This is a genomic window from Shewanella carassii (genome assembly GCF_002777975.1).
Classification (GTDB): Bacteria; Pseudomonadota; Gammaproteobacteria; order Enterobacterales; family Shewanellaceae; genus Shewanella; species Shewanella carassii.
In genome coordinates, this window is the sequence record NZ_NGVS01000014.1 from 128,277 (window position 1) to 151,163 (window position 22,887).

The following is a 22,887-nucleotide window of genomic DNA, read 5'->3' on the forward strand; positions in this document are numbered from 1 at the left end:
GATGATGCCCAAGTTCAGTCTCAAACGCAGTTACCAGATTTACGGTTTGGTATTTTTGGCGGTGACCTTGGCCATCAACAGTATCATTCCCCTTTGCATGATGTGCACCGGCATGTTTTCCATGCATGAGATCACCCTGCATAATGCGGGTCAAGCGGCCGAAGCCGTATTTCGACAAGGCAGTACTGAACTGGATACCGATAATATCAGTGTGTTTGCCGACTGGCAGCGGGTACCTGATAAGATCAAGGCTATCAATGATTTTCAGCCTCCAACCGAAGAAACCGGCATTCGCTATCAGCATCTAGATGGTCCCTATATCGATGCCTTGAGCGTGCATTACACTGCTTCAGGGCAGCCGCTGTATCTGTGGCTGCACTATGATGCCACCCATGATCTTGTCTTTGCGCCGAAGAACATGACCGCTATCTTGTTGTTGATCGTCATGACCTTTGGGGTGGTCGCCAGTCTGGCGTTTCATATGCAAAAACAGGTGATCACTCCGGTACATAAAATAAGCCAAGCGATCAAGCAACACGACTGGCAAAGCATGAATGGCTTCAGCTTTCCCAAGCAAGGTTATGCCGAGCTGCAATCGATAGTGGATGCCCTTAACACCTCACTGCAACAACTGCAAAACGCCCAGCAGAGGGAGCTTAACTTTCTGCGTTTTGCCAGTCATGAACTGCGTACTCCTGTAGCTATCTGTCAGTCATCTTTTGAACTACTGACCCTGCAATGGGGTAAACTGACCGGACCGGTGCTGGCCGCCAGCCAAGCAACGGCGCAGATGAAATCCATCATAGAAACCTTGTTATGGCTCACCAATAAGAGCAGTACCAAGCTGGAAAAACAGCCATTGGTGCCGGCGAAGTTGTTGCAGCAGTTGGCTGCTGAGCAGGAACACGCTCAAGGTAAACCCGGTTTGATTCAACTTGACTGCGACGATACCCAATTACTGGTGTTGAAAGAACCCTTGTCCATCATGCTCAACAATCTGCTGCGTAATGCGCTCGAACACGGTTCTGGCTGGGTGCAGGTTGAACAACGTGGTAATCGTATTCGGGTCAGTAATTCCACGCTCCAAGATGGTTTGGGTGGGTTTGGTTTGGGGTTGATGTTGGTCAAACGGTTGGCCAGACAATTGGGTTGGCAATTTAAAGAATATCGGCCGCCCCAGATGTTTATTGCCGAGATAGAAATTACAGATTAGAGGAAAGTGTGAGTTAAATCCTATATTTAAAGTATGGCTGTTATTATTTTGGCGAGAGACGGCATTAGCCGTCTCTTCTTATTATATTTGACGGAATTTTCACTTAATTTATGTTCTTTTATTATCTACTTCCTTAAACCACAGAGTTTATATTTTTAAGGATTGTAATCGACCAAGATCACAGCCGTTGTAGGCTGAGTTTAATTACTATTTTCTTGTCCAATTCATGTGTTTAAAGTTTTCAACTACTTGGCATTTAATTTGTCTGAGGAAATATTATGAACTCAAAATGGTTGTTGAGTGGAGTGGCGCTGGCGATGGCGTTTGCTGCCAATGTGCAAGCCGATGTGACCAAAACCAGTCTGGATCTTGGTTATAAATTTTATACCAGTGATACCGAGGATGATAACCCTGGCGTCTTTAACCAGCCTTTTCTGAAGCTAAGCCATTTAGGTCTGGCTGATTGGGGCAGCTATTTCGCCAATATCAAGCTTGAAAACCCGGGTGAAGTTGCGGAAAACCAGAAGAATCAAGATGGTAAAACCACTATAAAATCCTTGGCGATCATCGAGCATAAGCTGGGTGAGAGCGGATTCAACTTTTGGGCGCAAAACTTCGTTTCTTCCAGTCAAACCCTGATGGAAGACAATCTGTATCTGGGGGTTACTCATAACAGCAAGCTTGGCGATTTGGCACTGAACTACGGGGTCGGCTTCAACTATACCTTTGGTCATTTTTCACCAACAGATGAGAATTTTAATGACATCTCGGGTTATGCCCTGGTGCTAAATGCCAAGTATCCGCTGAGTTTTGCCGGATTAAAGCACAGACTCTCCGTCAATTATGAGGCGCAGATAGATAGGGATGAAGAGCACCAGAAGCTGTTCAGTTATGACAGTTATGGGCACCAGATCATTTTGGGTTGGCAGACCAACTTTACCGATGCCTTCTACGGCAAGCTGCATTTGACTCAGTACGAAAGCTGGGGTGCGCAGTACAACGATGGTATCGAGTATGGGTTGGCATTGGGATACCAGTTTTAACAATGGAGCCAAGCTCCCTTTTTTAATCGACAGGAACTGAATATGCAGTTGAACAAATCCGTTTTGGGCGTGGCCATATCCACTGCCGTGGTGATTACCGGCTGTCAGGTGACCCATGAGATCATCAAGAGTCAGGGGACTGCCCAGGGCAAGCATGGTGAAATCCTGGTAGAAACCAGCATCCAGGATGGCCGTATCGTGGCTATCGATGTACTGAAGCAGAAAGAAAACCCGGTATTGGCTGCCGCCGCATTCAAAGATGTGAAGCAGGCGATCATAGATAACAACTCTGTAGATGTTGACGGGGTTTCCGGTGCGACCGTGACCTCTAATGCTCTCAAGCAGGCCGTGGCGGCCAGTATTGAAGCCGCGGGTGTGACCCTGGTTGCAGCCAGCGCTACCGCCAAGCATGGTGAAGCCCTGACACCGGCCGAATACACCTACGATGTGGTGGTGATAGGCTCTGGTGGTGCCGGTTTCAGTGCCGGTCTGGAAGCCATGGAAGCCGGCGCTTCTGCCGTTATCATTGAAAAGATGCCCATCATCGGCGGTAACTCGCTGATCTCCGGCGCCGAGATGAACGTGGCCGGTAGCTGGGTACAAAAGAACATGGGGATTACCGACTCCAAAGAGCTGTTTATGCAAGACACGCTAAAAGGAGGCGACTTCAAGGGTGATCCTGAGATGGTTAAGGTATTGGTAGACAATGCCGTTGATGCTGCCGAATGGCTGCGTGACTACGTCAAGGTCGAATACTATCCTAACCAGTTGTTCCAGTTCGGTGGTCACAGCGTCAAGCGCGCCTTGATCCCTAAAGGCCACACGGGCGCCGAAGTGATCGGCAAGTTTGCCAAGAAAGCCGAAGAAGTCGGTCTGCCTATTCACACTAACACTACCGCCGAGCGTCTGTTGATGGACAATAATGGTCGGGTTGTCGGTGTTGAAGCGACTAAAAATGGCAAGAAGATCACTTATCATGCCAAGCGCGGTGTTGTGGTAGCTACCGGTGGCTTCTCTGCCAACGTGGCTATGCGTAAGCAATACAATCCAGAGCTGGACGAGCGTTATGGTACGACAGGTATCTCAGGTGGTACAGGTGACGGTATTGTCATGGGTGAGAAGATCCACGCCGATACCCGTAACTTGGGTTATATCCAAACTTATCCAATCTGTAACCCAGAGACTGGCGCTATTGCCCTGATCGCCGACTCTCGCTTCTTCGGCGCGATTCTGGTCAACCAAAACGGTGAGCGTTTTGTGGAAGAGCTGGAACGTCGTGACGTGATCTCCCATGCGATTCTGGAACAGCCTGGTCGTTACACCTATGTACTGTGGAACAAGGACATCGACGATGTAGCCGGCACTATTGCGATGCACCAAGGCGAGTACAAAGACTTTACCAGCCGTGGCCTGATGTATGAAGTCGACAGCATTGAAGAAGCCGCCAAGGTGTTCAACATTCCGCTGGAAAACCTCAAGAAGACTATCAAGGATGTGAACCACTACGCGAAAATTGGTAAGGATGAAGCCTTCAATCACAGAGCCGGTCTGGTGGATTTGAGCAAGGGCCCATACTGGATCCTGAAAGCCACACCATCTGTACACCACACCATGGGTGGTCTGGTAACCGATACCAAGACCCACGTGTTGAACGAGCAAGGTAAGGTGATCCCAGGTCTGTTTGCTGCCGGTGAGGTAACTGGTCTGACTCACGGTACTAACCGTCTGGGTGGTAACGCCTATACTGACATCATCGTATTTGGCCGTATTGCGGGTCAGCAGGCCGCTGCTAACTGAGCTTCATTGACCGTTTCGAATAGGAGCTGACTCATACAGTTGAGAAGGGAAAGCTCCTGTCAGGAAAGGCATTTAAAACAACAAGGGGAGCCAATGGCTCCCCTTTTATCTACTTATCATTAATGCATTATCAGTCGATCTTCAGCTCGGAGAAGCTCTTCACTTGACGGAAATCGCCGGTGCGTTGTCCCGCTTCACGTGTCATCTGACAAGTGATCATCCCCGCCGCCGCTGCGGCCTTGAGTTCTTCCAGAACGTCAGAGACAAACAGTATCTGCTTTGGACTTAGACTGATGGTGTTGATGATGTTGCTGTAGGCTTGTTTATCCAGCTTGCCGCCAGTACGGGTATCGAAATGCCCATTGAACAGCTCGGTCAGATCGCCGCCATCACTGTGACTGAACAGCAACTTCTGGGCTTCTACAGAGGCGGAGGAGAAACTGTACACTCTCAGCCCTTGAGCTCTGTATTCCTTGATAGCCTCAATGAAGTCAGGGTAGATATGGCCGGTAAACTCATTCTTGGCATAGCCCTGTTTCCAGATCAGCCCCTGCAGCGTTTTCAGCGGTGTGGCCTTGCGGTCTTCGGCTACCCACTGCTGGAGTATTTCCGTTACTCGCGGCAGATCGGCATCTGGCTCCAGCGCCATCTCCTTGGTGTCACTGATGCAGTTTTCTACCAGAATATTATCCTGATAGCGCTCCAAAAATTCCGGCAATGCCTCGGCCGAATAGGGGAAAAGCACATCCTGAATAAAGTTAAGATCTGTCGTAGTGCCGGCGGTGTCGACGACTATGGCTCTGATACCCATAAGGTGAATTACTCCAAAAAGTGCTGTTTTCTGTGCAGATCCTAAGCTTTATTAGCGCGCTTGACCAGCTTCTTTAACCCTTTGTTGCCTACCCATATTCCAATTTGAAGTATTTGTACCTGCAACAAAAAGCCCGGCATATCAGCCGGGCTTTATGGTGATTACTGAATTACTCAGCCTGTTTTCGTAGTTTGCGTTCTTCACGCTCTCGCTTACTGAATAGGCGCTCTACCACCACGAAGAAGAGTGGGATAAAGAAGATACCCAGGAAGGTTGAGCTGATCATACCGCCCAGCACCCCAGTACCGATGGCGTTTTGACTGCCTGAGCCTACGCCCGTACTGACTGCCAGTGGCACAACCCCGAGGCCGAATGCCAGTGAGGTCATCAGAATCGGCCGCAGACGCACCCGCACCGCATGCAGGGTCGCATCGACAAGCTTGGAACCTTGTTCATAGTATTCCTTGGCGAATTCCACGATCAGAATGGCGTTCTTAGTTGCCAGACCCACAGTGGTCAACAGACCTACCTGGAAGAACACGTCATTTGGCAAGCCACGGCCATTCATGGCGATCAGGGCACCGATAATACCTAGAGGTACCACCAGAATTACCGCGAAAGGTACAGACCAGCTTTCATACAGAGCCGCCAATACCAGGAATACTACCAGAATTGACAGCGCGTAGAGCGCAGGCGCCTGGTTGCCTGACAAACGTTCCTCGTAGGAGAGGCCGTTCCATTCGATACCAAAACCGGGTGGCAGCTGCTTGACCATGTCTTCCATGATGTTCATCGCCTCACCTGTACTGAAGCCAGGAACCGTTGCCCCCTGGATGTTCATCGCCGGTAGACCATTGAAGCGTTCCAGACGCGGTGAGCCATACTCCCAGCTACCGGTAGCAAAGGCAGAAAAGGGCACCATGTCTCCCTTGGCGTTGCGTACATACCAGGAGTCCAGATCTTCAGGCTGCATTCGGTATTTGGCTTCAGCCTGAACATAAACTTTCTTCACCCGGCCACGGTCAACGAAGTCGTTGACATAGGAACCACCCCAAGCGGCAGAGAGCACATTGTTGACATCACCTATGTTGACGCCCAGCGCTCGCAGCTTGGCATGATCTATATGCAGCTGATACATGGGTGCATCTTCCTGACCATTGGGGCGTACGCCCACCAGGTTGGGATTCTGAGCCGCCATACCCAGCAGTTGGTTACGAGCTTGAACCAGCTTTTCGTGTCCTTGGCCGTTTTTGTCTTGTAGGAAGAGGTCAAAACCGTTGGCCGTACCCAGCTCGATTACCGCTGGTGGCACGAAGGCAAACACAAAGGCTTCCTTCATCTGGCTGAACACCGCCATGGCACGGCCTGCGACAGACTGAACATCACTGCCGGGAGCAGTACGTTCTGACCAGTCTTTCAGCCCAACGAAGGCGATACCCATGTTCTGACCCTGACCGGCGAAACTGAAGCCCGCCACACTCAGAACCGACTTAACGTTATCATCTGCCAGGAACTGATCTGAAACCTTTTCCAGCACCTTCAAGGTGCTTTCCTGAGTGGAGTTGGTTGGCAGAATCGCTTGGGCAAAAAGAATGCCCTGATCTTCGTCCGGCAAGAAGGCGGTTGGCATGCGGATAAAGATCCAGCCGACGGCTACCACCAGTGCCAAGTAAACTGCGCTCATGCGGACAGAGCGTTTTATGATACCGGCAACAGTGCCTTCATATTTGCCCGTCATGCGATCGAAGCTGCGGTTAAACCAGCCGAAGAAACCGGTTTCGGCGTGGGTATGTCCTTTCTTCAGCGGTTTGAGCATAGTGGCGCAGAGTGCCGGCGTCAGCACGATTGCTACCAATACCGACAGTGCCATCGCCGATACGATAGTGATGGAGAACTGACGATAAATCACCCCGGTGGAACCCGACATGAAGGCCATAGGAACAAATACTGCCGACAACGTCAGACCAATACCCACCAAGGCGCCGGTGATTTGTCCCATGGACTTCTTGGTCGCTTCTTTGGGACTGAGGCCCTCTTCGGACATTACCCGTTCAACGTTTTCCACCACCACGATGGCGTCATCCACCAAGAGGCCGATGGCCAATACCATGGCGAACATGGTCAGGGTGTTAATCGAGAATCCGGTGAAAGACAGGATGGCGAAGGTACCCAGCAATACTACCGGCACCGCAATCGTTGGGATCAAGGTAGCGCGGAAGTTTTGCAGGAACAGATACATGATGACGAACACCAGCACCACGGCTTCCAGCAGGGTATGAACCACACCTTCGATAGAGTTTTTCACGAATGGAGTAGTGTCATAGGGATACACAACCTGCATGCCGGCTGGGAAGAAGGGTTTCATCTCTTCCACTTTGGCGCGCACGGCTTCGGCGGTATCCAGCGCGTTGGCGCCAGTGGCCAGTTTGATCGCCAGACCCGTGGCAGGGCGTCCATTATAGAGTGATTCGATAGAATAACTCTCTGAGCCCAGTTCGACCTTGGCAACATCGCCTAGATAGACGTTGGCACCAGAGGTACTCGATTTGAGGATGATGTTGCGGAATTCCTCAGGCGTTTGCAAACGGCTCTGAGCCGAAATAGTCGCATTCAGTTCCTGACCTTGCACCGCTGGAGCGCCACCCAATTGACCGGCAGAAACCTGAGCGTTCTGCTCCCGGATCGCGGCGATCACATCCAGAGTCGTCAGGTTATAGTTGGTCAGTTTCAGTGGGTCGACCCAGATACGCATTGAGTATTGGGCACCGAACAGGGTAGTTTCACCTACACCAGGCACACGGCTCATAGGATCCTGAACGTTTGAGCCCACGTAGTCGGCGAGGTCGGCCTTGGTCATGGAGCCATCTTCGGAAATAAAGGCGACCACCATCAGGAAGCCCGAACCGGACTTGTTAACCCTGATACCTTGAGCCGTTACTTCCTGAGGCAGTAAGGCCATGGCGGCCTGCAGCTTATTCTGTACCTGAACCTGGGCGATGTCGGGGTCCGCCTCGGCGTTAAAGGTCAGAGTGATTTCGGCGTTACCGAAGCTGTCACTGGTGGACTTGATATAGCGCAGATGGTCGAGACCTGTCATGCGTTGTTCAATCACCTGAGTGACAGAATCTTCCACCGTCTTGGCCGATGCACCTGGATAGTTGGCGGCAACCACAATGGTTGGCGGCGCAATGTCCGGGTACTGGGAAACCGGCAGGCCCTTAATAGCCAGGACACCTGCCAGCATGATAATAATGGCGATCACCCATGCGAAGATGGGGCGATCGATAAAGAAACGTGCCATAACTTCCGCCCTGTTATTGCTGGTTTGCTGTCATGGGTTTAGCCGTCACAGGCATGCCGGGACGGATTTTCTGCAGCCCTTCGACAATCAGCTTGTCACCTGGCTTGAGGCCATCGGTAACTCGCCATTGATTATTGATGACATTGGCTGTTTTGATGACGCGAGCTTCAACCTTGTTTTCGGCGTTAACCAACATGGCCACTGCTTCACCCTTAGGATTACGGCTAATCGCTTTTTGTGGCACCAGAATCGCTTGAGGATCGATGCCGGTATTGAGGTTAGCACGTACATACATGCCTGGCAGCAGGGTGTGATCCGGGTTCGGGAACTCGGCTCTCAGAGTCACAGACCCCGTATTCTCATCGACACTGACTTCGGCAAACTGTAAGCGCCCCTTGTGATCATAGACAGAGCCATCTTCCAGCAGCAGAGTGACTTCGGCATCTTTGGCCGCTTCCAGCTTACCGGCTTTCAGCAGACTCTTGAGGCGCAACATCTGGGTGCTGGACTGAACGATATCCACATTGATGGGATCCAGCTGTTGGATGGTCGCCAAGGCTTGAGCCTGGTTGGCGGTCACCAGAGCACCGGCGGTAACGCTGGACTTACCGATTCGGCCCGAAATAGGCGCCTGAACTTCGGTATAGTTGACGTTAATGGTTGCAGTATTGATGGCTGCCTTGGCCACTTCTACCGCCGCCAGCGCTTCTTTATAGGAAGCATCTGCCTTGTCGTACTCTTCTTTACTTATGTATTTGGTCTTGAGCAGTTCCTGGTAGCGAATATGAGTCGACTTGGCTGAAGCCAATGCCGCTTCGGCGCGGGCCAGCTCAGCCTTGGCGCTCTGCAGAGACGCTTTATAAGTAGAAGGATCGATCTGATACAGGGACTCGCCCTGCTTTACATCTCCGCCTTCGGTGAAACTACGTTTTAAAATGATGCCATTGACTTGAGGCCGTACTTCGGCTTCAAGATAAGCTATGCTGCGCCCTGGCAACTGCACTTGCAGCGCCTGCGGAGCCGACTTGACTTCGAGGACACTGACTTCCATAGCGGGGGCCGCCTGATTGCTTTTGGCTTGTTCAGCTTCCGACCCACAGGCCGTCATCCATAACGCCATACTTACAACTGAGGCAACTTTTAATACATGCCGCATGATAACTCCTAATCAGTATCTGCTTGCCGGGAAGGGAATAATGTCTCGCGTGACAGCTTTCCTGGCGCAGTTAGTCAGCAAAAATGTCGAACCTATATTTATCGCACAAGCATTCTGTCTCAACAAGCTACAGGATAAGCGAAAAGTGTAAATGATTGAAAACTTTTTAATCAATAAACGACACTATTGCCATTTATTTACATTTAGTTGTGATATTTATGATTTCAACAACTTATGTTTCCAGTTTCGGTGTTTCCTTAACTAGGTCTGCATCCATTTTTTTGTCTGGGGACACCTTGCTCTTCCCGGTTACAGCAAGTGTTTTGAGGAGGGCGTGAACAAGGCTGAAATGAGAGAAATATCTCTGTTTCATGCTGGATCCCCCTCCGAGAGGCGAGTATTCTACTACTGTCACTATTATTTTATTAGTCACATAGAAATAAACCCACTGTCCCACAGGTGCAACAATAAATGGATCTAAACAGGGTACAAATATTTGCTCAAGTTGTTGAGCAGGGTAGCTTTACCGGTGCCGCCAAGGCGTTGGGGCTCACCAAGACCACCGTCAGCCGTAAAGTCGCCGAACTGGAAAAGGCGACCGGTGTTCAACTACTGTTCAGAACCACCCGGGCACTGAGATTAACCGAAGCCGGCTCTGAGTATTACAATAAGATCACCAAGATTCTGGTAGACCTGGAAAATGCCGAAGCCCAACTCAGTGCCAACCAGCAACGGGTCAAGGGTAATTTGAGGGTAGTCTGTCCGATTGAGATGGGGCAGTTGTTTCTCGGTCCGGTATTTGCCCGTTTTCTCGAGGCCTATCCGGATATCACCATAGAGGCTGAGCTGACCAACCGTAAGGTGGATATGGTTGAAGAGGGGATAGACATACTCTTCCACCTTTGTGGCATCGAAGATTCACGCCTGCAGCATTACCAACTGGTGAAGACCAGTACTACCCTGATGGCCAGCCCGGATTACCTCAAACGCCATGGTACTCCGCAGACTCCGGATGATCTCTGGCATCACAAGGGTATAGAGCAGGGCGGGATCCAGCTTATCAATGATGGCTGTTGGAAAATTTTCGATGGCAAGCAATGGCAGGTGATCACTCCTGAGGTGCAGCTCAAGGTCAATAATATTACTCTGGCTCGGGAAGCGGCCATCGCTGGCCTGGGGATCACTTGTCTGCCGCCGATGATCGCCGATGAAGCCTTGCAAAAAGGGACTCTGGTTACTGTGCTCGAAGATTTCCCCATGGAACACAACACCTTGCTGCTGTCTTATCCCAAACGAGCCTATTTGCCACGTAAATACATTATTTTTATAGATTTTATCTATCAGGCCTTGTTCGGTTACTGGGGTAACATGCTGCTGGAGATCCCCGAGTATGTGAAGCGCCCCGAAGGCTTCGAATAAGCCAGAATGACTGCGACGTTGCCGCAGTCATTCATAATTATTCACATTCATTCCTCCATGGTTCATTCAGCTAGATAACCTTGTTCACAACTTCTTCTTACTATCCAGGCTAACAACACTCAAGCTCTGGTGGATAAAGATGAACCCAACTCATAAGCTGTTTTTATCAGGTTTGCTGCTGTGCAGCAGTTCTATGGCACTGGCAGACGAAGCTCCCCGTTTCGCCGGTGGCAGTTTTGCCGGCAATCTGACCTTTGCCTCTGACTATGTGTTCCGTGGCGAGTCGGAAACTCTGGATGGCGATGTGCCAGTCGTTCAGGGGACTTTTAGCTGGAACCATGACGCCGGCTGGTATGCCGGGGTATTTGCCTCCAACATTAAGTTTGCCGACCCCAACCTCGAAATCGTTACAGCACCTTTCATCGGCAAGAGCGGTGAGTTGGGTGATTCAGGCTTCACCTATGATGTCATGCTGTTCTCTTACCTCTATCCGGGCGCGTCCTACTCCAACTACACAGAACTGTGGTTGAAACTCGGCAAGTCTTTCGGTCGAGCCCATCTGCAACTGGAAGTAACGCCGACTGTGGATGATTGGTTTGGTGTTGATGGCTGGCATGGTGTCAACTATGCCCTGCATCCAAGCTATAGCTTCGAGAACGGTATCAAGGTTTCCGGCTCAGTAGGTTATCAGGACCTGAGCGGTAATGGCGCCGAGGGATGGGGACACTGGAACCTGGGGGTAAGCAAGGAGTTCTATGGTTTCAACCTGGACTTACGTTACCACGGCAGTACGGTTGAATCAGACCACAAAGTTTATGGTACCCAGACAGAAATCTTCGATGACAGGTTAGTAATAGGTATCAGCAAAGCGTTTTAATGACTGCTTCCCTGCAGTTTTTAAGAGTACGCCATTTGGCGTACTCTTTTTTTTAGGGAAAGTGCGAACAAGTTCCATCTGTGCTCTGCGTCGTTAACAGGCTTAGATGCAAGGCGTGGTTCGTAGTAGCAAGACGTTCTTAGCACATGCTCTTTTCAAGATAGAGGCGGTTGTCGGCAACATGCCCGGGTTCGGCGCGGAAGTCCACCACCTGATACTGATGGCTGATCAGCATATTCAACATAGAGCGGAACTGGTTGCGGGTCTTAACCTGGATCTGTTTATACCCGGCCTGAGTGGCCCAACGTTCCTGAGCTTCCAGCATGCTACGCGCCAGCCCCAGACTGCGATAATCGGGTAACACACCGCCCAGCCAACTGTAAAAACACTGTTCGTCCAGCGCATAACCCAGTTTGAATCCAGCCAGCTCACCTTCCACAAAGGCCAACAACAATAAACAGGTGTTGCCTGTCAGTCGGCGTTCAAATTCTTGCTGTTGGTAGCCGGAATCAAACTCGGGGATCTGAGCACTCAAGGCCATGATCTCATTGATCTGTTGCTGATCAATCTCAGTAATAGCTTTGATTTCAATGGAGTACATCATTATTCTCTCAACGGGCCGCAAGTCTCACTGGTTGCGGGATAAAAACTGGCCAAAATTATAACAGGTCTGGCCAGTTGAATGCATCAGGAGAATTGCTGCTGGTTTTCCGTCTGTAAGATCTTATCTTGCAGCAGTCGCAGCAACACGCCATAGGCCGGCAGGAACAGTCCCAGACTGACCAACAACTTAAAGCTGTAGTCCACTGCGGCGATTTCCGGCCAGTTGGCGGCCATGAAGGGGTCACTGGAGGCGAAGAAGGCGATACTGAAGAACACCAGAGTATCCACCAGGTTGCCTATCAGGGTTGAGGCCGCCGGAGCGACCCACCAGGCACACTGGCGGCGAATTCGGGCAAACACCGCGATATCCATCAGTTGGCCCACTAGATAGGCGGCAAAACTGGCAAAGGCGATGCGGAATACAAAGGTGTTGAAGTCCGATAGTGCACCTAGCCCCTGAAAATTGCCCTGATGAAACAGTACGCCCATGGCGTAGGAGATCAGCAAAGCCGGTAGCATGGCCTTGAAGATGATCTGCCGGGCGGCGGCTTGGCCGAATATCCGTACCGTCAAGTCGGTTGCCAGATAGACGAAAGGAAAGCTGAAGGCGCCCCAGGTTGTGTGGAAGCCGAATAGCTGAAATGGTAGCTGCACCAGATAGTTACTGGCACTGATAATCAGAATGTGAAAACTGACCAAGAGGATCAGCGCGCGTTTGAGCTGCGCATTGGTTAACATTAACATATTGTGACCTTTTTAGTTGGTTGGGCGGGGTGAGGGAACCCGCATCTTCGGTTTTACCGAAAGGGCGCACATTATAGTGCCCAGAATCAGGCTGACAAGAGGGGAGCGTAAAAAATGTCCAGTCCATCTCAAGCTACTCTACACTGAAAAGGAAGACAGGAGAGTAAAATGAATCGAATCTGCTGCCTGTTGTTGGCCTTGCTAGTTTTTGCCAGGCCTGCGATTGCCGAACCGACCAAGATCCAGGTCGCCACCGCCAGTTGGGGCGGTTATACCGAAACCAATGGCGAAGGTTATTATTTTGAGTTGTTGCGACGGGCTTTCCCCGCGCCGGAATGGCAACTGGAAATTCAGTTTGTGCCCTTTCCCCGTTCCCTGTATATGCTGGAGCGTGAACAGGTGGACATGGTGTTGGGGCTTTATCTGGGAGATATTTCCAAGGGGGTCTACAGTGCTCAAAAGGTCGAAACCGAGGTGATAGATGCCGCAGTGACCCCCGAGCTGGCCAGTGTTTGGCAAGGGATAGACTCTCTGACTTCTCGCCGGGTTCAAGCCCTGATCGCCTATCGTTTTTTTACCCTGACTCAGGTCCCCATGTACTATCAGGAAACCAGCAGCCTGCTGGAGATGTTACGGCAGGTCAATGTCGGCAAAATCGATGCGGTGCTCGACTATAAACCGGATATGCTGCCGTTATTGCAGCAACTCGATCAACCTAGGAGATTGGTTATTATAGAGGACGTGTTGCGGGCCGATGTCTACTTTGCCTTTGCCAAAAACCCTAAAGGGCTCAAGTTAAAACAGATATTTGACCAGCAGTTTGCCGAACTGGAGCAGTCGGGTGAGCTGGAGGCTATCAAGCAGAGATGTATGGAGCAATTGCAATTGCGGATGCAGGAGCCACCCCCACCTTAAAAATCCAACAGAATCGACATTATGGTGGCGAGCTTATTCTCTAACTCTTGCCATTCGGCTTGTGGATCTGAGCCTGCGACTATACCGGCACCGGCAAACAGATTGATGCAGCCGGGTTCCAACAGGGCACAACGAATGGCTACCGCAAACTCACTCTCATATTTATTCAGATAACCGCAGGCTCCGGCGTACCAGCCGCGCATATAACCTTCCCGTTGGCGCAGAAAACTGATGGCCGACTCCCGCGGCAGGCCGCCGACGGCCGGGGTTGGGTGCAAGGCTTGCAGCAGTTGAAAATCTTTTACTCCGTGTCGCAGCTCGGCGCGAATCGATCTGTGTAAGTGTTGAATATGGTTGAGTTTAAAGATGGTTGGCGTCTCATCGGCGCCGACATAACGGCTCAGCGGGGTCAGCGCCTTGACAATATGCTCCCTGACCAACTGATTTTCATGGCTATTCTTGCTGTCATCCAACAGTTGTTGCGCCAGACGCTCATCTTCTTCCGGTGTTAGGCCGCGAATGGTGGTGCCGGCCAGGGCTTCGGTATACAGCTCTTGCTGCTGGCGGCGATAGAGACGCTCGGGCGAACAGGAGATAAAGCTGCGCAGTGGGCTGAATTCGAAACCAAACTGAAAACTATTGGGGTTGCGCCCCTGCCAGCTGGCCAATACTTGCCAGGGATCCGGCGTGTCTTTCACCTGCAGCTGAGTCAGGCGCGACAGCACCACTTTGGGCGTGTTCTGGTTGAATCTGGGGGCGGTAACCTGTTCCACCAGTGTCTTCCAGCGCGGGTAGTCAGGTCTGTCATTGCGTGACAACTGTTCTGTCTTGGTCGGTGGTGTCATGGGCCGGGCTGGCATTAAAGCATCCAGCGCGGCTTGTGCCAGGGTTATTTCCGCTTGCTTGTCAGGCTGGCCCAAATTCAGGTTAACCAAGAGGCGGAAATGGTCCGAACTACGTCTCAGCTCGATTCTGGGTAACAGGAATCTGGCGCGACCAAACTCGGGCCAAGAGGCGATTTCGCGATCGAAGGCGACACCGCCATAGTAACGGATCTCCTGATTACTGGAGTAGGCGCGCTGCTTTTCATAGACTTCGGCCAAGGCCTCGTCTGTGACTTCATCCTCGAAGCGAAAATCCAGGCAGCAGCCGATGGCAGCCACTTCTTCGAGTCGGTCCCTTCCTTGCCAGTAGACCCTCGGATAGCTGGGCTGGGAGGCCAGCCAGGAGATCAGCGGAATCGCCTGTACCTCAGCAGCCAATTGGACAATAGGCTCTGCTGGCGTCAGTTTGGCCAGTTGACACAGTTTGTCTTTGAGTGACGAAATGGCCTGAGGCAGGGTAAGTGCTGACAAAGGGGGGGACTCCGAACAATCCGAACAAAGGGATCCGGAAGCAGAAAGCGTCCGGCTAACAGTATCTTTAACACAAACTAAAGTTCCACACTCCGAGTGTCAAGCCATCGAAGGGGCCTGTGTGACGTGTAGCATGATCCCATTAATCAGTTTAAGTTAATGTGATGTAAGTGGACATTTTTGCTCGGCAAATTGTCTGGGTGGGACAATCTGTCTTATCGGCATTCGGTTTCGTACTCCCTACGAACTAATATCTCGATCTATATTGGTTTTTGCTGTTATTCAGCTTGTGGCTTTTTTGGGCGGCGCCAGAATAGCCCGGATAATTCCAACCTGAAATGACAGAAGAGCCTTATGTCCCATATACCGGTAAAACTCTCTGCCCTCGCACTGGCGTTGGGCTGTGCCATGCAGGCCAATGCGGCCCCTATTGAACGTGATCCTTTGGTGGATAACGCAATGGATGTGATAGTGGTGCACGGTGAGCGTGCCAACGCTACCGAAGTTGCTACTACCAGTTGGAGCATTTCCGAAGAGGAAATCCAGGCACTGGGAGCCCAGAGCCTGGATGAAGTGTTGAAGAATGTCCCCGGCGTTTACGTGCGTTACGGCGGCGAGGGCACTCCAAGAGTGGATATCCGCGGTTTCAAGACCCGCCATGTGACCCTGTTGATCAATGGTGTACCGGCCAATAGCGCCGATGATGGTCAGTTTGATCCCAGCGTGATCCCAACTAGTCAGATTGCCAGGGTTGAAGTCTCCGTTGGCCCAACTTCAGTACTCTATGGCCCAGGCGGCGCCGGTGGTGTTATCAACATCATCACCAAACGAGGAAGCAGCGCTCCTGCGTTATCCGGCAACCTGGAACTGGCCAAGGATGACACCTTCAAGGGTGATATCAGTGCCGCCGGTTCGGGCGACAACTGGCAGGGGCTTATCAGTGCTGGTTATCAGCACACAGATGGTTTTCCTATGTCATCTGACTATCAAGTCACTGAGTATCAAGATAAATATCTACGAAACAATGCAGATAAAGAACTGACTAACCTGTACGCTCAAGGCAGCTACTGGCTCAGTGACAACACTCAACTGATTGCTAATATGGCACTGCGCTCAGGCGAGTGGGGCAAGCCACCAAGAGATGGCAGCGGTAGCGGTCGGGTCAAGTTTGAACGGGTCGATGACTATGATTCACAGACTTTCCAACTGGGTCTGGCACACAAGTTCAATGATACTTTCACTTTCCGTGGCTTTGGTTATCACAACCAGAGCGACACCTATGAAACCGTTTACGGCGATGACAGCTACGCCTCGTTGACCGAATCCCAGGACGGCCGCTCTACAGTGCAAGGCGCCAATCTACAGCTGATCACCGACTTCGACACCGCAGGCATGCTGACGACTTCAGTGATTGCTGAAAAGCAGAGCTGGGAAGCGGTAGCTGAAAGCCTGGGCTCCTCCAAGTCAGGCAGCCGCAAGGCCTCTGGTGGCGGTAAGGGATCCGGTGGTGGTTCTGGCGGTGGTTCGGGCTCCGGCGGTGGTAATGGTTCTGGTGGTGGCAGCGGCTCTGGTGGTGGTAGCAGTGCTAGCACTGAATTATTCGATGATTCGGCCTGGGTTTATACTGCGGCGGCCGAGTATCAGTTCCAATCAGAAGGCGATTGGGGCTTTACTCTGGGTGGTGCTTACCACGATATGGACAAGACCGAAGGCAACGAGAACGATTACTCGGCGCTGGCTTCAGGTTTCTGGCAAGCGGCCGATGAGACTCGTCTGAGCCTGAGTGCGGCTCGTAAGGTACGTTTCCCCTCGATGCGTAACCTTTATTCCCTATCTTCCGGTAACCAGGAGCTGGAAACGGAAATCTCCAAGCATGTTGAGCTGGGGCTGGAGCAGGGGCTGGGAATGAATACCGAGCTGCAGTTATACCTCTATCACACTGATGCCGATGATTACATTGCCAAAGATGTCAATGGCATGTACCAGAACATAGGCAACTATCGCTTCCAGGGTTTGGATACCGTGCTGTCCAACAACAGCATAGAGAATCTGGATCTGAGCTTGAGCTACAGCTATCTGAACGCCGAAGACAGAGACAGCAGCACAGGGTTTGATGGTCTGGACTATCGTCCCAAGCATCAACTGCGCTTCCAGTTGGGCTACAAGCTGCCGACCGAGACTCGTATCCACCTGAACGTAGAACGCATCATGGACCAGAACTACTACGATCAGGAGAAGATCGGCGGTCAAAAGGTGTGGCAGGAGAAATCCCTGGAGGATTACACCCTGGTGGACATCAATCTGGTACAGCCTTTGCTTAAAGACAACTTGGAACTCTACTTGCGAGCCACTAACCTGCTGGACGAGAATTACTATCAGAGCGATTCTCTGCCTCAGGCCGGTAGACAAGTCTTTGTTGGGATTAACTGGCAGATCTGATAATGCGCTTACTCGAACTCGAAGGGATCAATTTCAATTACGGCTGTTTGCAGCCTTTGATTTTGAGGGATCTGGATTTGAAAATAGAATCCGGCTCCTGCCACTGCATCAGTGGCCCCACGGGTTCGGGTAAGTCCAGTCTGCTGGCTCTGCTTGCCGGGCTGCAACATCGCCCCTGTGAAGGCGGTATTTTTAAGCGTCAGGGGCTGTTGGTGGGCCTAGTGATGCAAGACCCTCAAGTACAAATATTGCGCCAGACAGTTGGAGCTGAGGTGGCCTTTGCCCTGGAAAATCTCGGTGTACCCAGCGACCAGATGATCTCCCGGGTGCAGCATGCACTGCGCCGGGTGGGCTTGTTTGTTTCGCTGGAAACCCCAATTAGCAAGTTGTCTCTTGGACAGAAGTATCGCCTGATGATAGCCGCTCAGTTGGTGAGTGAACCGGCGGTTCTGCTGTTGGATGAACCTTGGGCGCAGCTGGATAATGCCGGTGTCGATGAGCTGCTGGCAGTGATCCGTAATCTGCTGGCTGAAGGGATGGCCGTTGTCTTGGTGGAACACAACGCGCAGGCTTTTGCCTCGGTTGTTGAACACTTCTGGCACTTGCACCAAGGTCGCCTGCTGCCCGGCAGTTATCGGGTCGAACCCGGCAGCCATTTGCAACGGCTGGAGCCGGATCGGAGCAGGGAACTGGTCAGTGCCACTTCATTTGAATTTCGTTATCAGGGGCATACGCCCCTGTTTGTGTGTCAACAGGGTCTGTCTTTGGGCGCCGGTGAGCTGGTGACCCTGACGGGTAACAACGGTTCGGGCAAGAGCAGTTTACTGAAGGCGATAGCCGGTATTCAACCCGCGGTAGCGTCACTGCCGTTGCGGGTCTTCGGTCGTAAGCCCAAACCAGGCATCTTTGGTTCTATGCTGGGGCTGTTGATGCAGCGTCCCAACCGTCAGTTGTTTGAGGCCACAGTGATCGAGGAGATGCAGTTTGGTCTGCGCCGCTTCGACCTGCCGCTTTCCCGGGCCGAAAACCTACTTGAGCAGCTCGACCTGCTGCATCTCGCCCAAAGCTCGCCCCATACACTGTCCTATGGTCAGCAGCATTTGATTGCCTTGGCCTCCATCGCCTGTGTGACCCCTAGCTTGATGCTGTTGGATGACCCCTTGGCTGGATTGGATGGCGAATATCTGGGGCGATTGTGGCAGATCCTCAACTACCTGCGTGAACAGGGGAGCAGCATAGTGATAGCCAGCCACAGACCCTTGCCGAACTTGCCATCCAGCCAAGTTTGGCGGTTACAACAAGGACAGCTGGAGATAGAGGTTACTCCGGAGGAGGTTGCCTGTGTGGGTTAAAGGACGGCGCCACGGCCGTACTTCTCCTAAGGGGTTGGATTTAGGCATGTGGGGCAGCGCCACCGCTCTGTTATTGGTAGTGACCTTGTCATCGGCGGCGTTTCTTCTACCTCAGGCGCAGCTTCCCTGGTTAGCCGCCATCAATTTGATCTTGGTGGTTCATGGCATGCTGCAGCGCGGCGCCATTGGCGGGGTGATCCGCTTTGTCTTGCTGCAACTCGGTTTTACTTTGGGGTTGTATGCACTGATGCACGGCGGCGAGCAGCTGGGCCAAGGCACCTTGGCCGTGGCCCGCATCACTCTAGCGCTGCTGCCGGGATGGTGGCTGTCGGTTTCCGTACGCCCGGAACGAATAGGCGAGGTGTTATGCTTGGTCATGCCGGCCAAATGGGCCTTTGTGGTGGCTGCCTCCATAGGCCTGCTGCCCTTTATGACCCAGGAGATCGCCGAGATCTATCAACTGCAGCGGCTGCGGGGGGCGCGAATTGCCCCCAAGCAACTGCTCAACCCCCGCAATTGGCCGGAGCTGGCCTACTGTGTGCTATTTCCCCTCTTGATCCAACTGCTTAAATTGGCCAAACAGATGGCGCTGGCCGCCAAGAGCCGCCACTTTGGCCACACTTCCAAGCCTACCCATTGGCGGGACAACCGGAGCGAACATGGCAACAAATAAAACTAAAGGATTTCAACTGCAGGATGCGCTCTTTATCGGCTTTTGCGCCACCTTGCTGGTGGCGGTCAAGAGCATGCTCAGATTAAAGCTCGGCCTGTCGGGACATTCTATGTTGCTGATGAGCTTTTTCTATCTCACCTGTTACGGCATTGTCGGACGCATGGGGGCCATGACAGCCTGCGGTGCCTTGGCCGGAGTGGTTGCCATGACCTTGGGGGTGGGCAAGGGCGGCCCGCTGATCTTGCTTAAGTTCGTGATCCCGGCCGTGTCGATGGACCTGGCGCTGCTGCTGTTGGCCAATGCGTTTAACTTGCGCTGGCGTTTCATCGCCTTGGCCTTGGTGGGTTGTATCGCCTGGGCCGCTAAAGGGCTGGTAGAGGATCTGCTGGTGGGCATGAGTGAGCAGGTGGCCTTGGTGCGTTTTGGTCTCAAGTGTTTACAAGGTGGGGCCTTTGCCATAGTCGGGGCGCTGCTGGTGCCCCCTGTTTTGAGACGCCTCAAGGCCCACGATCTTCTCCACAAAGATATTCAGACAGATTGATTAAGGTTGATTGATGAAAGATTGGCTGATTTGTATAGACGATACCGATGATATCGGCACTAAAGGCACGGGTGAGATAGCTTCTGAGATTGCTGAGTTGTTGACTCAACAAGGCGGGCAAACCTCCCTGGTGACCCGGCATCAGCTCTATGTGCACCCGGATATTCCTTACACTTCCCACAATAGTGCCATGTGCTTTGGTTATCGTGGCGAGCTTACCTTAGCGGCTATACGTGAAGTGGCCATAGCTCATCTGCTCAGGGAATCGGCCAGCGCCGCCGATCCTGGGTTGGCACTCTTGTCTCTAGCCGATTTCAGCGGCCAGGAAGCACTGATGGCTTTTGGCCGTGAGGCCAAGCAAGAGGTCAAGACCAAGGAGCAAGCCTACGGCTTGGCCGAACACTTGGGTATCAGTCTCAGCGAGCACGGCGGCACAGGGCAGGGTGTTATCGGCGCGCTTGCCGGCCTCGGGCTCAGGCTCACGGGTAATGATGGCCGGGTGAAAGGCCAGCTGAAATTAGGTCAGACAGATGACGCGGCGCCCTTCAGCGTTGCCGACATACTAAAGCGCTCTGAGCTCGATGGCGTATTGACCACAGATGGTGAGTGGTTGCCCGAAACCGACACTGTCTGGCTTAGCGGCAAGGTCAAAGCCGTGTGGGCCGAGCATAAGTTTGCCCTCCTGGTCAGCAAACGTGGCGCCGAGTGGCACAATGCCGGTAAACAACAGCTGAAGGAGTTCTGAATGCAGCAATGGTTTGAACTCAGGCAGGGTAAGCGATTGTTTCTCGGCGGCAACAGCAATCTACAGGCTGCCCGCGAGGTGGCTGTTCAATGTGCTTGTTTTACAGAGGATGACGAAGACGAGCAGATAGATGATGTGACCCGCTCCTGTTACAACTGCCAGTATCGCCGCTGGTTGAGTGAAGGGTTTCAGTGTCTTGGTCCGCTCTCTGAATGAGATTAGCCTCATAAAGCGACATTTTACCTCGATAGGTGCATAGGCAATTGGGGATTTGGCTTCTAAAATGAAGCCAAATCCGGGTGACCATATGGTTGGTAACGTCTCTTCTACCATTCTTCATCGGTGTTGACTCCTTCAGTGATAGGAAAAATCGGCTCACAACGAGAATCATGAAAGGTTTATCGGGATAAACTGACATGCTCTGTGTTGCGTTGGCCGTTTTTCTGCTTTTTTTTGAGGAACTGGCAACTAAAGGATTACCGTTGCTGTTTGTCTTGTTATAGCGAGTGACTCTGTTTGGGTATAGTCTGGTTATATCATGGCAAGTAAGCCGGTATTCTGATGGTTGTATGCTCCGGTTGGCGTAAACATCCATGGGAATCGGTATTAACCCGGAATAAACGTCTTTTGGTCTGTTACCAAGAGCCATTGCCGGAGTGAAAGAATGATAGATGCGGTACCGACAGCAGCTCTTTTGAAGTTGCCTGTCACTCAATTGGGGATAGGCATGTATGTGTCGGCCATTGAAAATAATGGCCAGCTGACTATCGCCAATGCCGGCCAGATCAAGAGCCGTCAGGCGATCACTAAGCTCAGTAACAGCGGCATTCGTTTTGTCTGGGTTGATGTTGAGCGTTCCAGCGAAAGCTGCGGTCTGAAAAAGCAACGCCCCGGCCTCAATAGCAATCCACGCAAAACCTCGATTAACCACGAATTGGCAATGGGGCAGGCCAAACAGCTGCTCACTGAAGCCAAGAGCTTGGTGCGCAAAGTCCTCAGTGAAACCTTCGAAGGAAAGGCGATAGAAGTCGAGCCGTTTGCGGCGCTGGCGGACAATATGATCGAGTCGGTGATGCTCGACTCGGATGCGATGAAATGCATATCGGCGCTGAGATCCAAAGATGCCTACTTACTGGAACATTCGGTCAATGTCGCTTTCCTGCTGATCACCTTTGGTAAATATCTCAAGCTGGAACGCGAGATGCTCAGACAGCTGGCTATCGGCGGTGTTCTCCATGATATCGGTAAGATCAAGGTGAATAACAAGATACTGCACAAGCCGGGCAAGCTGACGCCGGAAGAATTTGAGCATATGAAGTTGCACCAGACCTATGCCATCGAGATCATGGAACAGGCCAAGGGCTTGTCTCAAGTGAGCAAGGATGTGTGCCTGATGCACCACGAAAAACTCGATGGCAGTGGTTACCCAAGGGGTCTGAAAGGGGATGAGTTGACGCTGCATGGGCGTATGAGCTGTATTGTGGATATCTATGATGCCCTTACCGCCACCCGCTGTTATAAAGAGGCGATGAGTCCGGCTGCCGCCTTCAAAATTCTGCTCAGTCTGACCCCCTTCCATCTGGATGAGAGTCTGGTGTACGAATTCATTCGCTGTATCGGTGTCTATCCGGTCGGTTCTTTGGTGCAACTGTCCGATGGTCGGGTGGGCATAGTCTGGGAGTCCAAGAATAGAGATGCATTACATCCAGTAGTTAAGTGTTTCTATTCATTGAAATTTAAACGGTATACTGAAGTGACCATGGTGGATCTTTTAAAGTCGGATCTCAACATAGACAGAGGTGTGTCGCCCAGTTCATTGGATGTTGATCCCAAGCCTTTCTATTGATCTGGCTGCAAACTGGGTAAACTGATGGGCCCGCCGAGTGGTGGGCCTTTTTGTTGA

General features: G+C 51.9%; 19 protein-coding genes. 13 read left to right on the plus strand and 6 right to left on the minus strand.

What is annotated here, in order from left to right; genetic code table 11:
- Nucleotide 1: 1 nt before the first annotated feature.
- From CBE72_RS09190 to urdA, 3 genes are all read left to right on the plus strand, one after another.
- Complete coding sequence (locus CBE72_RS09190) at nt 2–1,213, plus strand: sensor histidine kinase (protein WP_100143275.1); 1,212 nt, start codon at nt 2–4, stop codon at nt 1,211–1,213.
- Nucleotides 1,214–1,491: 278 nt separating this feature from the next.
- Nucleotides 1,492–2,256 carry an outer membrane protein OmpK gene (locus CBE72_RS09195; protein ID WP_100143276.1) on the plus strand — a complete coding sequence of 255 codons (765 nt, stop codon included), beginning with the start codon at nt 1,492–1,494 and terminating at the stop codon, nt 2,254–2,256.
- A gap of 42 nt (nt 2,257–2,298) precedes the next feature.
- Complete coding sequence (gene urdA, locus CBE72_RS09200; RefSeq protein ID WP_100143277.1) at nt 2,299–4,053, plus strand: urocanate reductase; 1,755 nt, start codon at nt 2,299–2,301, stop codon at nt 4,051–4,053.
- A gap of 130 nt (nt 4,054–4,183) precedes the next feature.
- Here urdA and mtnC read toward each other — a convergent pair whose 3' ends face one another.
- The 3 genes from mtnC to CBE72_RS09215 form a co-directional block, all read right to left on the minus strand.
- Entirely contained in the window at nt 4,184–4,864 is a 681-nt protein-coding gene (gene mtnC, locus CBE72_RS09205; RefSeq protein ID WP_100143278.1) for an acireductone synthase, read from the minus strand.
- 169 nt (nt 4,865–5,033) lie between these two features.
- Nucleotides 5,034–8,165 carry an efflux RND transporter permease subunit gene (locus CBE72_RS09210; protein ID WP_100143279.1) on the minus strand — a complete coding sequence of 1,044 codons (3,132 nt, stop codon included), beginning with the start codon at nt 8,163–8,165 and terminating at the stop codon, nt 5,034–5,036.
- A 13-nt stretch (nt 8,166–8,178) separates the two neighbouring features.
- Nucleotides 8,179–9,321, minus strand: coding sequence for an efflux RND transporter periplasmic adaptor subunit (locus CBE72_RS09215; RefSeq protein ID WP_100143280.1), 1,143 nt, complete (start codon nt 9,319–9,321; stop codon nt 8,179–8,181).
- 471 nt (nt 9,322–9,792) lie between these two features.
- On the opposite strand from CBE72_RS09215, the gene CBE72_RS09220 reads away from it, so the two are divergent.
- Together CBE72_RS09220 and CBE72_RS09225 are read left to right on the plus strand one after the other, a co-directional pair.
- The gene (locus CBE72_RS09220) at nt 9,793–10,740 is read left to right on the plus strand and encodes a LysR family transcriptional regulator (protein WP_100143281.1); all 948 of its coding nucleotides are present in this window, start codon (nt 9,793–9,795) and stop codon (nt 10,738–10,740) included.
- Between the two features lie 139 nt (nt 10,741–10,879).
- Complete coding sequence (locus CBE72_RS09225) at nt 10,880–11,617, plus strand: TorF family putative porin (RefSeq protein WP_054744273.1); 738 nt, start codon at nt 10,880–10,882, stop codon at nt 11,615–11,617.
- A 139-nt stretch (nt 11,618–11,756) separates the two neighbouring features.
- On the opposite strand, the gene CBE72_RS09230 is transcribed toward CBE72_RS09225, so the two are convergent.
- Both CBE72_RS09230 and CBE72_RS09235 read right to left on the minus strand, forming a co-directional pair.
- Nucleotides 11,757–12,218, minus strand: a complete 462-nt coding sequence (locus CBE72_RS09230; protein WP_100143282.1) for a GNAT family N-acetyltransferase — start codon at nt 12,216–12,218, stop codon at nt 11,757–11,759.
- 86 nt (nt 12,219–12,304) lie between these two features.
- Nucleotides 12,305–12,964 carry a 7-cyano-7-deazaguanine/7-aminomethyl-7-deazaguanine transporter gene (locus CBE72_RS09235; protein WP_100143283.1) on the minus strand — a complete coding sequence of 220 codons (660 nt, stop codon included), beginning with the start codon at nt 12,962–12,964 and terminating at the stop codon, nt 12,305–12,307.
- Between the two features lie 168 nt (nt 12,965–13,132).
- On the opposite strand from CBE72_RS09235, the gene CBE72_RS09240 reads away from it, so the two are divergent.
- On the plus strand, nt 13,133–13,879 hold the full coding sequence (locus tag CBE72_RS09240) for a substrate-binding periplasmic protein (RefSeq protein WP_100143284.1): 747 nt from the start codon (nt 13,133–13,135) through the stop codon (nt 13,877–13,879).
- Here the strand turns inward: CBE72_RS09240 and CBE72_RS09245 are convergent.
- On the minus strand, nt 13,876–15,234 hold the full coding sequence (locus CBE72_RS09245) for an isochorismate synthase (RefSeq protein WP_100143285.1): 1,359 nt from the start codon (nt 15,232–15,234) through the stop codon (nt 13,876–13,878). The genes CBE72_RS09240 and CBE72_RS09245 overlap by 4 nt on opposite strands.
- Nucleotides 15,235–15,588: 354 nt before the next feature.
- Between CBE72_RS09245 and CBE72_RS09250 the strand changes: the two genes are divergently transcribed.
- The 7 genes from CBE72_RS09250 to CBE72_RS09280 all read left to right on the plus strand — a co-directional run bounded on the left by CBE72_RS09250 (nt 15,589) and on the right by CBE72_RS09280 (nt 22,830).
- Nucleotides 15,589–17,673: a TonB-dependent receptor plug domain-containing protein gene (locus CBE72_RS09250; protein ID WP_100143286.1), complete on the plus strand. Its 2,085-nt coding sequence runs from the start codon at nt 15,589–15,591 to the stop codon at nt 17,671–17,673.
- A 2-nt stretch (nt 17,674–17,675) separates the two neighbouring features.
- A complete protein-coding gene (locus tag CBE72_RS09255) occupies nt 17,676–19,025 on the plus strand; it encodes an ATP-binding cassette domain-containing protein (RefSeq protein ID WP_100143287.1) in 1,350 nt (449 codons plus the stop codon).
- Nucleotides 19,015–19,698: an energy-coupling factor transporter transmembrane component T gene (locus CBE72_RS09260; RefSeq protein ID WP_229671979.1), complete on the plus strand. Its 684-nt coding sequence runs from the start codon at nt 19,015–19,017 to the stop codon at nt 19,696–19,698. The genes CBE72_RS09255 and CBE72_RS09260 overlap by 11 nt, the downstream gene beginning before the upstream one ends.
- On the plus strand, nt 19,685–20,239 hold the full coding sequence (locus CBE72_RS09265) for a core component of ECF transporter (RefSeq protein ID WP_100143289.1): 555 nt from the start codon (nt 19,685–19,687) through the stop codon (nt 20,237–20,239). Before CBE72_RS09260 ends, CBE72_RS09265 begins: the two co-directional genes overlap by 14 nt.
- A gap of 13 nt (nt 20,240–20,252) precedes the next feature.
- On the plus strand, nt 20,253–20,984 hold the full coding sequence (locus CBE72_RS09270) for a DNA-binding protein (protein WP_100143290.1): 732 nt from the start codon (nt 20,253–20,255) through the stop codon (nt 20,982–20,984).
- Complete coding sequence (locus CBE72_RS09275) at nt 20,985–21,200, plus strand: hypothetical protein (protein WP_100143291.1); 216 nt, start codon at nt 20,985–20,987, stop codon at nt 21,198–21,200. It begins immediately after the preceding gene.
- Nucleotides 21,201–21,648: 448 nt separating this feature from the next.
- Complete coding sequence (locus CBE72_RS09280) at nt 21,649–22,830, plus strand: cyclic di-GMP phosphodiesterase (protein ID WP_100143292.1); 1,182 nt, start codon at nt 21,649–21,651, stop codon at nt 22,828–22,830.
- Nucleotides 22,831–22,887 lie beyond the last annotated feature (57 nt).

Coding starts and splice junctions, on each gene's coding strand:
- CBE72_RS09190 (WP_100143275.1), top strand. CDS start 2: ATGATGCCCAAGTTCAGTCTCAAACGCAGTTACCAGATTTACGGTTTG.
- CBE72_RS09195 (WP_100143276.1), top strand. CDS start 1,492: ATGAACTCAAAATGGTTGTTGAGTGGAGTGGCGCTGGCGATGGCGTTT.
- urdA (WP_100143277.1), top strand. CDS start 2,299: ATGCAGTTGAACAAATCCGTTTTGGGCGTGGCCATATCCACTGCCGTG.
- mtnC (WP_100143278.1), bottom strand. CDS start 4,864: ATGGGTATCAGAGCCATAGTCGTCGACACCGCCGGCACTACGACAGAT.
- CBE72_RS09210 (WP_100143279.1), bottom strand. CDS start 8,165: ATGGCACGTTTCTTTATCGATCGCCCCATCTTCGCATGGGTGATCGCC.
- CBE72_RS09215 (WP_100143280.1), bottom strand. CDS start 9,321: ATGCGGCATGTATTAAAAGTTGCCTCAGTTGTAAGTATGGCGTTATGG.
- CBE72_RS09220 (WP_100143281.1), top strand. CDS start 9,793: ATGGATCTAAACAGGGTACAAATATTTGCTCAAGTTGTTGAGCAGGGT.
- CBE72_RS09225 (WP_054744273.1), top strand. CDS start 10,880: ATGAACCCAACTCATAAGCTGTTTTTATCAGGTTTGCTGCTGTGCAGC.
- CBE72_RS09230 (WP_100143282.1), bottom strand. CDS start 12,218: ATGTACTCCATTGAAATCAAAGCTATTACTGAGATTGATCAGCAACAG.
- CBE72_RS09235 (WP_100143283.1), bottom strand. CDS start 12,964: ATGTTAATGTTAACCAATGCGCAGCTCAAACGCGCGCTGATCCTCTTG.
- CBE72_RS09240 (WP_100143284.1), top strand. CDS start 13,133: ATGAATCGAATCTGCTGCCTGTTGTTGGCCTTGCTAGTTTTTGCCAGG.
- CBE72_RS09250 (WP_100143286.1), top strand. CDS start 15,589: ATGTCCCATATACCGGTAAAACTCTCTGCCCTCGCACTGGCGTTGGGC.
- CBE72_RS09255 (WP_100143287.1), top strand. CDS start 17,676: ATGCGCTTACTCGAACTCGAAGGGATCAATTTCAATTACGGCTGTTTG.
- CBE72_RS09265 (WP_100143289.1), top strand. CDS start 19,685: ATGGCAACAAATAAAACTAAAGGATTTCAACTGCAGGATGCGCTCTTT.
- CBE72_RS09270 (WP_100143290.1), top strand. CDS start 20,253: ATGAAAGATTGGCTGATTTGTATAGACGATACCGATGATATCGGCACT.
- CBE72_RS09275 (WP_100143291.1), top strand. CDS start 20,985: ATGCAGCAATGGTTTGAACTCAGGCAGGGTAAGCGATTGTTTCTCGGC.
- CBE72_RS09280 (WP_100143292.1), top strand. CDS start 21,649: ATGATAGATGCGGTACCGACAGCAGCTCTTTTGAAGTTGCCTGTCACT.